8 protein-coding genes and 1 rRNA gene are annotated in these 11,068 nt (G+C 42.6%); all 9 read right to left on the bottom strand.

Annotated features, from left to right (window positions below; all coding sequences use genetic code 11):
* Nucleotides 1-141, bottom strand: a 16S ribosomal RNA gene (locus GON05_RS35195); the annotation flags it as partial.
* A 324-nt stretch (nucleotides 142-465) separates the two neighbouring features.
* Nucleotides 466-1,533 (bottom strand): HD-GYP domain-containing protein, encoded by a 1,068-nt coding sequence (locus GON05_RS35190; protein WP_181646287.1) that lies wholly within the window; start codon nucleotides 1,531-1,533, stop codon nucleotides 466-468.
* Between the two features lie 83 nt (nucleotides 1,534-1,616).
* Nucleotides 1,617-4,109: a DNA gyrase subunit A gene (gene gyrA / locus GON05_RS35185; protein WP_127454103.1), complete on the bottom strand. Its 2,493-nt coding sequence runs from the start codon at nucleotides 4,107-4,109 to the stop codon at nucleotides 1,617-1,619.
* Between the two features lie 46 nt (nucleotides 4,110-4,155).
* Entirely contained in the window at nucleotides 4,156-6,072 is a 1,917-nt protein-coding gene (gene gyrB, locus GON05_RS35180) for a DNA topoisomerase (ATP-hydrolyzing) subunit B (protein WP_157326162.1), read from the bottom strand.
* 68 nt (nucleotides 6,073-6,140) lie between these two features.
* A complete protein-coding gene (remB, locus tag GON05_RS35175; RefSeq protein WP_127454100.1) occupies nucleotides 6,141-6,389 on the bottom strand; it encodes an extracellular matrix regulator RemB in 249 nt (82 codons plus the stop codon).
* Between the two features lie 5 nt (nucleotides 6,390-6,394).
* Complete coding sequence (recF, locus tag GON05_RS35170; protein ID WP_157326161.1) at nucleotides 6,395-7,513, bottom strand: DNA replication/repair protein RecF; 1,119 nt, start codon at nucleotides 7,511-7,513, stop codon at nucleotides 6,395-6,397.
* Between the two features lie 28 nt (nucleotides 7,514-7,541).
* Complete coding sequence (yaaA, locus tag GON05_RS35165; RefSeq protein WP_127454096.1) at nucleotides 7,542-7,757, bottom strand: S4 domain-containing protein YaaA; 216 nt, start codon at nucleotides 7,755-7,757, stop codon at nucleotides 7,542-7,544.
* A 13-nt stretch (nucleotides 7,758-7,770) separates the two neighbouring features.
* Complete coding sequence (dnaN, locus tag GON05_RS35160; RefSeq protein WP_127454094.1) at nucleotides 7,771-8,913, bottom strand: DNA polymerase III subunit beta; 1,143 nt, start codon at nucleotides 8,911-8,913, stop codon at nucleotides 7,771-7,773.
* Between the two features lie 180 nt (nucleotides 8,914-9,093).
* The gene (gene dnaA / locus GON05_RS35155) at nucleotides 9,094-10,458 is read right to left on the bottom strand and encodes a chromosomal replication initiator protein DnaA (protein ID WP_127454092.1); all 1,365 of its coding nucleotides are present in this window, start codon (nucleotides 10,456-10,458) and stop codon (nucleotides 9,094-9,096) included.
* Nucleotides 10,459-11,068: the final 610 nt, after the last annotated feature.

The following is an 11,068-nucleotide window of genomic DNA, read 5'->3' as shown; positions in this document are numbered from 1 at the left end:
ATAGTTATCCCAGTCTTATAGGCAGGTTGCCTACGTGTTACTCACCCGTCCGCCGCTAAACACCGAAGTGCTCCGCTCGACTTGCATGTATTAGGCACGCCGCCAGCGTTCGTCCTGAGCCAGGATCAAACTCTCCATAATAGAAAAGCTGATTGTACTCATTGACTTGCTAGCGAGATTATTCATCTCATTTATAGTCGATTACTCGACTGTGCTTACTCACTCGTTGTTCAGTTTTCAAAGATCAATGTCTTCCTTATTCATCCATCGCCTTCAAAAGCGACCTAATCAATATACCACATCAGCCTATTCGATTGCAAGAACTTTTTTTCAGTTACTTTCGTTCTTTCGTTCGACCGCCGAAGCGACAAGGAGTAATATAACAAATCTAGAAACAGAATGCAAGCATTTTTATTTAATCTTTTCAAAATAAAGAAAAACCCCTGAATAAGGGGCCTCTCTTCACTATATTTGTCCGATTACTTCTTGAATAAATAAGCTTCTCTCTATTGTTAAGTTGACGATCGTTCCGTTGACATTCACCCAAGGTCTTGTCGGCTGTGAGCGATCCGAGAATATAATCTCTCCGACACGATTATCACTGAGTCTAACTAGGGTTCCATTACTAATTTGTGTAGACTTGTTTATAAACACTTGAACCAGGGTCGGGTCAACTTTTCCGAATGATTCCGTAAAGAGCTGCTCTAACACGAGGTAAGGGGACATAGCCGTTTTGTGATGACGTTCGTTCGTCATCGCATTATAAATATCAGCAATTGCGACGATTTTAGCGTAAATATGAAGCTTATCGCCTTTCACTCCTAAAGGATAGCCGGATCCATCCTCACGTTCGTGATGCTGAACAGCTGTTAATTTAACGCCCTCATTGATCCCCGAAATGTTTTTTAGGATTTGATACCCTATCAACGTATGCTGTTTGATCTCTTCCATCTCAGATTCCATCAAACGGCCCTTTTTCTCCAGGATGGTTGCATCTACTTTGGAAATGCCGATATCATGCAGGAGGCCGGCTAGTGCGATTTGCATTAAATCCTTTTGGGGAAGACCATGCCATCTAGCCAAGCAATACGAGGTCAAACTGACCATAATGCTTTTGTGGTATATGTAATCTTGCAAACTGCGATTTTTGGGGGTAAAAGTGAGTACTTTGTAGGTATCGATATGCTGAATAAGTGCTTCAAGTCCGTTTCGAATGTCTAGGATAGGTAAAGGCTGCCCACCATTAGCAAGCAGAAAGACGCGTTTAAGTAGCTTTAACATGTTCTGATACTCTATATAAAAAGGAGGAACTGAAACAACTTCTTTCACTTTCACATCCTCAATGGCCCCCTCGGGCTCAATGCCGTTCTTTGATTCAATATAAACAGAAGCAATGAAAAAAGCTTTAAGAATCTCAAGATCTCTCTCATTCAGGATTTTACCTTTATTGAAAAGGACATTCCCTAATTTCGTTGTTACATTGTCTCCTAGTTTTTCGCCATACTTTACTTGAGAAACGGCTACTGTCGGCACGATCGCTCACTCACCTTACTTTATCTTATACATGCTATTGTAAAATAAAAAGGATGGGTTTGTAAGCCCATCCCTGCAAATTATTATTCTGTATCCGTCGATTCCGTATCGGTTTCTTCCCAATCGCCGTCTTCTTCGTTCTCATTTTGATCTTCGTTCTTCTGTACTCTCGCCAGGGTTCCTACTTCATCATCCTCACGAATGTTGATTAGACGAACACCTTGCGTGTTACGACCCATAACCGAGATACCATCCATACTTGTCCGAATGACCGTGCCTGAAGCAGTAATAATCATAAGATCTTCGTCTTCTTGAACGACTTTAAGACCCACAACAGGACCATTCTTATCCGTGATGTTTAAGGTTTTGATCCCTTTACCACCACGTGTTTGGATACGATACTCGGAAACAGGCGTTCTTTTTCCAAAGCCCTTAGTCGTTACAATCAATACGCTATTATCTTCATGGACTACGTCCATATCGATTACAGCATCTTCCTCATCAAGCTGGATACCTTTAACCCCAGTAGCCGATCTTCCCATTGAACGCACATCTTGCTCTGGGAAATGAATCGACATACCGAACTTGGTCCCCATGATGATACCTTGATTGCCGTCGGTTAATTTAACGCCGATAAGGTCGTCGTCCTCACGCAAATTAATTGCGATTAGACCGCCTTTACGGATATTGGAGTAATCGTCAATTGGCGTCTTCTTCACAACACCTTGCTTCGTCGCAAAGAATAGGTATTGATCTGTTTCGAAGCTCTCAACTGGGATCACAGCATTGATCGTTTCACCTTGCTCGATCTGGATCAAGTTAATGATCGGAGTCCCGCGCGCAGTTCGGCTCAAATCTGGAATCTCATAAGCTTTCAACCGATACACTTTACCTTTATTTGTAAAGAACATCAGGTAATGATGTGTATTAGTTACGAACAAATGTTCCACGAAGTCGTCGTCTTTGGTTCCCATTCCGACAATCCCGCGTCCACCACGCTTCTGGTTCTTATACGTAGTAACCGGTAACCGTTTAATGTAACCTGTATGCGTAATCGTAATAACGACATCTTCACGTGGAATGAGGTCTTCATCTTCGATGCTTTCCTCACCGATTGTAATTTCGGAACGGCGTTCGTCACCGAATTTCTCTTTGATCTCATTAAGCTCTTCGCTAATGATTGCTAGAATCAGCTGCTCATCAGCAAGAATCGCTTTAAGTTCAGCGATTTTCTTCATGAGTTCTTCGTATTCAGCTTCAATTTTTTCACGCTCTAATCCAGTTAAACGCTGTAGGCGCATATCCAGAATAGCTTGAGCTTGGTCATAGCTCAAATTAAACGTGTTCATGAGGCCATCTCTAGCTTCCTCAGTAGTTCTGGAAGCACGAATCAACGCGATAACTTGATCCAGGTGGTCCAATGCAATTCGCAAGCCTTCCAAGATATGAGCGCGTGCTTCAGCTTTGCGCAAGTCATACTCGGTTCTGCGACGAATGACTTCTTGTTGGTGTTTGAGATAGTACTGAAGCATCTCACGAAGATTCAGTACTCTTGGTTGGCCATTAACAAGTGCCAACATGATGATACCGAAGTTGGACTGCATAGCCGTTTGTTTAAACAAGTTATTGAGAACGACGTTCGGATTCACATCCCGGCGAAGCTCAATCACAACACGCATTCCGTTACGGTCGGATTCATCGCGAAGATCCGTGATACCGTCAATCTTTTTCTCGCGAACGAGTTCGGCAATCTTCTCAACCAATCTAGCTTTATTTACTTGATAAGGCAGCTCATTAACAATGATTCTTGCCTTATTGTTGTTTTCTTCAATGACGGTTCTAGCACGCATCGTAACTGAGCCTCTACCTGTCGTATAGGCTTGTCTGATGCCCTCACGGCCCAGAATAAATCCAGCTGTCGGGAAATCCGGCCCTTTGATCGCTGTCATCAGCTCCAAAGGTGTTATTTCAGGATTCTGGATCAACATTTGAATACCCTCAATAACTTCCCGTAGGTTATGCGGAGGAATATTCGTAGCCATACCTACCGCGATACCTGAGCTTCCGTTCACCAGCAAGTTAGGAAAGCGGGATGGGAGAACAACAGGTTCTTGTTCCTCACCATCGTAGTTGGGCGCATAATCGATCGTCTCTTTGTTGATATCACGTAGAAGTTCCATCGCAATTTTGGACAGACGAGCTTCCGTATAACGCATAGCTGCCGCCATATCGCCGTCGATCGATCCAAAGTTACCATGGCCGTCAACGAGCATGTAACGAAGAGAGAAGTCCTGCGCCATCCGAACCATGGTTTCATAAACAGCCGAATCCCCGTGTGGATGGTACTTACCGATAACTTCGCCGACGATTCTCGCTGATTTCTTATATGGTTTATCTGGAGACATACCGAGTTCTGACATCGCGTATAGAATACGACGATGAACCGGCTTCAGACCATCCCTTACATCTGGCAGTGCACGACTGACAATGATACTCATCGCATAGTCTAAGAAGGATGTACGCATTTCGGTAGAAATGTCAATTTCTTTGACTTGCGAACGTAATTCTTCGCTCATGAATGTTCCTCCTGAAAGCTTACATCGTTAACAACGTCTAAGACGTTTAGACATCTAGATTTTTCACGTAAATTGCGTGTTCCTCGATGAAATCTCTTCTAGGCTCAACGTTATCTCCCATCAAAGAATCAAAGAGCGTATCCGCTTCAATCGCATCTTCAATCGTCACTTGCAGCAAAGTTCGGCTTTCTGGGTCCATCGTGGTTTCCCATAGTTGCTCAGGATTCATCTCACCAAGTCCTTTGTAACGCTGTACATTGACTTTGGCACCCTCACCAAACTCCTGCATGATCGTTTCTCTTTGCTTTTCGTTGTAGGCATAACGTACCGTTTTATTCCTCTCCAATTTGAAAAGAGGAGGTTGTGCGATATATACATAACCGGACTCAATTAACTTTTTCATGTATCTGTAGAAGAACGTGAGAAGGAGTGTACGAATATGCGCTCCATCAACGTCGGCATCTGTCATAATAATGATTTTGTGATAACGAGCTTTATTGATATCGAAATCATCGCTGATTCCCGTACCGAAAGCTGTGATCATCGCCCGAATCTCCGTATTCGATAAAATACGATCCAATCTGGCTTTCTCTACGTTCAAAATTTTTCCGCGAAGTGGAAGAATCGCTTGGAAGTGACGATCACGTCCTTGCTTAGCTGATCCGCCCGCAGAGTCACCTTCTACGATGTAAATCTCACTGATAGAAGCATCCTTAGAGGAGCAATCTGCGAGTTTACCTGGAAGAGCGCTGACTTCCAGAGCACTTTTACGGCGAGTCAGTTCTCTCGCTTTGCGTGCCGCTTCCCTGGCTCTAGCCGCTTGAATCCCTTTTTCCAGGATGCGTTTGGCAACCGCCGGGTTTTCTTCCATGAACGTTTGCAATTTCTCAGCAAATAAAGACTCGACAATACCGCGGACTTCGCTGTTTCCTAGTTTCGTTTTCGTTTGCCCTTCGAATTGAGGCTCCGGAATTTTCACGGAAATAATCGCAGCAAGCCCTTCACGGACATCGTCACCGGAAAGGTTAGAATCGCTTTCTTTCAGGGAGTTCGATTTACGAGCGTAATCGTTCAAAATCCGTGTAAGCGCGCTTTTGAAGCCTGATTCGTGCGTACCGCCTTCATGTGTGTTGATGTTGTTGGCGAAGGAGTAGATATTTTCTGTATAGCTGTCGTTGTACTGAAGGGCAATCTCGATAGAGATATTATCCTTGGAACCCTCTACATAGATCGGCAATTCATTGACAACTTCGCGATTTCTATTCAAATGCTGAACGAAGGAAATAATCCCGCCCTCATACATGTGAGTTGTGGCCGTATCCGTACGTTCGTCGATTAAATTGATCTCGATTCCTTTGTTCAGGAACGCAAGCTCGCGAATCCTTGATTGAAGGACATCAAAGTCATATTCCGTTGTCTCTTTGAAAATCTCCGGATCTGGCTGGAACGTAACCGTCGTGCCCGTTTCTTCCGTCTCCCCAACCACTTTCACATCATATTGCGGTGTTCCGCGGCGGTATTCTTGTTGATGAATTTGGCCTTTATTCTTTACTTTCACAGTTAGATGCTCGGACAACGCATTAACTACGGAAATACCTACACCGTGCAGCCCTCCGGATACTTTGTAACCGGAATCCTCGCCACCGAATTTACCACCTGCATGCAGGACGGTAAGTACGACTTCAAGCGTTGGACGTTTGAGCTTCGCATTTTCCCCGACCGGAATCCCACGTCCGTTATCAACGACGGTAATACTATTATTTTTATGAACAATTACATCGATTTTCGTACAGAAGCCGGCAAGCGCCTCGTCAATACTGTTATCGACAACTTCCCAAACGAGATGGTGAAGTCCACGGGCACTGGTTGAACCAATATACATACCCGGTCTTTTGCGAACGGCTTCTAACCCTTCCAAAACCTGAATCTGACTGTCATCGTACGCATTTTGATTCACAGACATGTTAATCTCCACCTGCTTTTTTATAGTGAGATAAACCTCTTATACTCTCTTATGTGAACAACAAAAGGTTAGTTCGTTAACAAAAGATGCGCTCTTTTCTTGAGCGTGGTAGAGGAGATCGGGGAATAATACACCTTACTCTTCGTAACAACGAGAGATTTGCATTCTTCCTCACCGATTTTTTCTGTTTTTTTATCCTTAACAGCTTGTTGAATGAATTGTTTCGATATTTTTGAGGATTTTTCTATCGAGATATCGAATATAGCAATCAGTTCGGAAGCTCGAATAATTTTTTCTCCACCCAAATGAATAAACATGCTCCTCAGCTCCTGCCACTTACATTTCCTTTCAAAACATGAAACAAAGAAGCATGGTTCAGTTGGTCCAAATGGACACTCTCTAGACCCGTCGTGGTGATAAACGTTTGCACTTTTTCTTGGAACGTGCGGATCAACTGCGTCTGCCTATATTCATCAAGCTCTGAAAGCACATCATCAAGCAATAAAAGAGGATATTCGCCAACTTCCTCATGGATGAGTTCAATCTCCGCCAGCTTAAGGGAGAGTGCAGTTGTGCGCTGCTGCCCCTGGGAGCCGTAGGTTTGCACTTCTTTGTCGTTGATGTAAAAAAGAAGATCGTCGCGATGAGGGCCCACAAGTGTAACGCCTCTTCGGAATTCCTGATCTCTGACCAAAGATAACTTTATCATAAATTGGTTTAATAAAACAGATTCATCTTCAAACGAGCCCATGTCAAACGAAGGGGAATAGCGGATGAGTAGCTCTTCACTGTCATTCGTTATTCCTCGATGGATCGTTTCAGCCCATTGTTGCAGCTTCTTTATAAAGTTTTGACGCTTTTTCATAATTTTAACACCATACAGTGCTAATTGTTCATTCCAGATATCCAACATCGCGTCAGGTGAGCCTTTTCCAGCGAAATTTTGCTTTAAATAATTGTTACGCTGCAGCAAAATTTTCTGATATTGCGATAAATCATAAAGATAGGAGGGCTGCACCTGGCCAATCTCCATATCGAGAAATCTTCGTCTAATACCAGGCGTGCCTTTGACAATTTCTAAATCTTCCGGCGCAAACATAACAACATTAAGCGCTCCAATAAAGTTGCTGAGCTTTTTTTGCTCGAGCCCATTAATTTTTGCTTTCTTGCCTTTGGTTGAAATGGAGAGATCCAATTGACAGCTGCCATATCGCTTTTGGATCTGTGCATGCAGCTGCGTTTGATCACCGTTCCAGCCGATCAGTTCTTTGTCTTGGTGAGTACGATGTGATTTGGTCATTGCCAATACATAGATGGATTCCAATAAATTCGTTTTGCCCTGTGCGTTAGGTCCAACGAAGATATTGACATTGCTATCCGTGGTCAACTCGATCTGATCGTAATTTCGGTAAGACTTAAGCGCGAGTCTGTTCAAAAACATGATTACTCATCCTCCTGGCTTGGCCCAATCAGGAGCTTACGACTTCGAATTGTCCGAAACCCTCCACGGTAACGATATCTTTCGGAACGAGCTTCCGTCCTCTGCGATTTTCTGCCTGTCCGTTCACTTCGATTTTTGTATCCACAACAAAAAATTTGGCTTGTCCACCTGTGGATATACAATCCGATAATTTGAGAAACTGCCCGAGCGTAATGTAGTCCGTGTTAATAGCGATTTGCTTCATACTGGAGCACTCCTTAATTCGTTGTTCGATATGGCAAGATCAGTTGAAGAATGTTTGTCGAATCTTGCGGCTTCATGATGATAGGCTGCATAGCTCCAGTAAATCCAATATGAATAAACTCTGAGTCGAGAACTTTGAGCGCATCAAGCATATATTTGGAGTTAAAAGAGATCTTGAGTAAATCACCGACAATATGCTGCAGATTAATTTGTTCCGTTACCTTGCCGAGCTCAGAGGAGCTGGATGAAATTTCGATGGTTTGGTCTTCCAACATCATCATTTTAACAATATTCGTCTTATCTTCTTTGGAGAGGAGGTAAGCGCGATCGATAGCTTCAGCCAATTCTTTTGTCGGAACGACCATTTCCGTTTGGAAGGACTGAGGAATGAGCTTCGATGTATCCGGATACGTACCATCCAAAATGCGTGAGTAAAATAAAATCGAATGAATTTTGAATAAAACCTGATTGTCCGAAATAACTATATCTATAAGTGAGTTTTGATCAGGCAAAATTTTGCTTAATTCATTCAGGGTTCGGCCTGAAATAACAATATTAGGCAAATTGTGCGCATTATCGTTATCAACAGTAACTTCGCGGCTGGCAAGTCGATGACGGTCACAAGCAATAAATTTCAGTTTATCACCAGTGATATTCCAAAGTACACCCGTAAGAATCGGCGTAGACTCATTCGTTGATACTGCGTAAGACGTTTGTTTAATCATTGTTTTAAGCAAATCACTTGGAAGACGCAGCATTTTGCTTTCTTCGATTTCCGGCAGCAGCGGATATTCATCCGGATCAAGTCCCATAATTTGAATTTCTGAAGAACCTGAACGAATGATGGTTTGAAAATTGTTACCTACTTCAATTTCAATGAGTTGAGCAGGGAGCTTACGGATAATTTCAACGAAAAATTTAGCTGGAAGCACAACACTCCCGGCTTGATATAACTGAATAATTTTGTTCGTACCATTTTCGCTTGGTGTAAAGCTTTGAATTGAAATATCGGTATCGCTTGCCGTAAGGGTTACACCGCTTAAGGTTGCATCTATTTTGATCCCTGTAAGGATTGGAATTGTTGTACGTGACGAAATTGCTTTGGAAACGTGACCAATGGATTCTATTAAATGGTCTTTAAGGATCGTTAATTTCATGACTTCACTCCTGCAGTTCTTTTTTGGGGTGCGTTAGCATATATCTTTATATAATAACATTCTTTATTAGTAATAGCAGTAGGGGCTCTGGATATGTGGATATGTGGATGAACCGTATATAAAGCAAGCCTATCCACATGTGAATAGATTGTGTATAGGCTCACCCGAAATCAAATGTTATTAAGAGGGGTTTTTGATACGCTCGGTAAGATTATGAACGATCTTATAGAGCTCCTGGTCCGCTTGCAACATTTGCGATATTTTTTCATGGGCATGGATAACCGTGGTATGGTCGCGGCCACCAAAATTATCTCCGATTTTCGGCAAAGAGAAGTCCGTCAGCTCTCGTGCCAGGTACATAGCGACCTGTCTAGGGAAAGCTACGGCTTTAGTTCGTTTGCGCGCTTTAAAATCCTCAAGCTTTAATCCATAGAATTCACCAACACGCTGCTGAATATCCTGTATGGTTATAACCTTTGGCCGATTTGACGGAATAATATCCTTCAAAGCTTCGGCGGTTAAATGTACGCTAATATCCTGATTAATTAGAGAGGAGTAGGCAACTACCCTTATTAAAGCACCTTCAAGCTCACGGATGTTCGTATCGATTTGATTCGCGATATAGATCATCGCTTCATTTGGAATCTCAAGATTTTCGGCTTTCGCTTTTTTCCGCAAAATCGCGATGCGCGTTTCTAAATCAGGCGGCTGAATATCGGTAATTAAGCCCCACTCAAACCTAGAGCGCAAGCGGTCCTCCAGCGTTGGAATCTCTTTGGGAGGCCGGTCACTAGAGATAATAATTTGCTTACCTTCTTCATGAAGAGCGTTAAATGTATGGAAAAATTCCTCTTGTGTACCTTCTTTACCGGCGAGGAATTGAATATCGTCAATTAGTAACACATCGATCGTTCTATATTTATTACGGAATCCTTCACCGCGGTTATCACGAACAGCATTAATGAATTCATTCGTAAATTTCTCTGATGAAATATATAAAACACGGGCCCCAGGGTTATGTTCCAGCACATAATGACCGATTGCATGCATCAAATGGGTTTTACCTAAACCAACACCTCCGTATAAAAAGAGCGGATTATAGGCTTTAGCTGGCGCTTCGGCCACAGCTAATGAAGCTGCGTGCGCAAATCGATTGCCTGATCCGATGACAAAAGTATCGAACGTGTATCTCGAATTCATCATATTCGTGAAATTTTCTTCACCTGCCACAATGGCAGGACCTTTAGGCGGTATAACGGCCGGTTGAGTCGCAGCAGACTGCGCTTTCTGTTCTTCGGTCTCGATGATGAATTTCACGGAAACGTGTTTGCCGGTAAAATCATAAATTGTGCCTTCAATCAGCTTGGTATAGCGGCTTTCCAGCCACTCCTGGGCAAAATTGTTGGGCGCACAAATAACGACAGTCGAGTCATTAAAAACTGTCGCTTTGGTTGATTTTAGCCAAGTATCGAAGCTAGGTTTGCTGAGCTTAGTTTGTATAATCGATAAGATTTGCTGCCATAAGTCCGTAGAATGGCCTTCCACAGTAATTCACTCCTTTAAAATCAAACATGTGGCGTAAAGGCCAGGTTTCCTATAAATGCGATCTGTGTATAAATCATTATGGTTGAAGCTCTAACTGGAGCGATCCGAAAAACGCATAGATTGAACGCAATCAGAGTATATTCTGCGCGATTTATTGCGAAAAGAACCAACATGTCTGATGGGGTCAAAAAAGGACGGCTTTTGTCGTTTTATCCACATTATTAAGAATCGGTTAAAATGACTTATTCTTGTAGAGGGAATTTTGTTCACAATGTTATCCACAGACTGTTGATAAATCGGAGAAGTGGTCGTGTATATCCACAACAGAAACATTATCATCTTAACAAAAGATAGCCTGTTAATCAACGGATTGTTTGGGATTATCCACAATTACAACAAGTTGTGCATAGAAATTGTTCACAACACAAGATATTGTTAATATTCTGTTGATTTTCGACAAGCTTCTCTTTTCGGTGGATAAATTTTATACACAGGTTATTATTTTTCGATCTATTGTGATCATTTTGGCATTTCCTTCTGCACGCTCGGGTAGGTTGACTTTCTTGAGTGATATATGATTTAATGAGTAGTAGAAATTTTGTAGGATGGA

The organism is Paenibacillus anseongensis, from assembly GCF_009757995.1.
Classification (GTDB): Bacteria; Bacillota; Bacilli; order Paenibacillales; family NBRC-103111; genus Paenibacillus_E; species Paenibacillus_E chondroitinus.
This window is presented reverse-complemented; position numbering and strand designations above follow the sequence as displayed.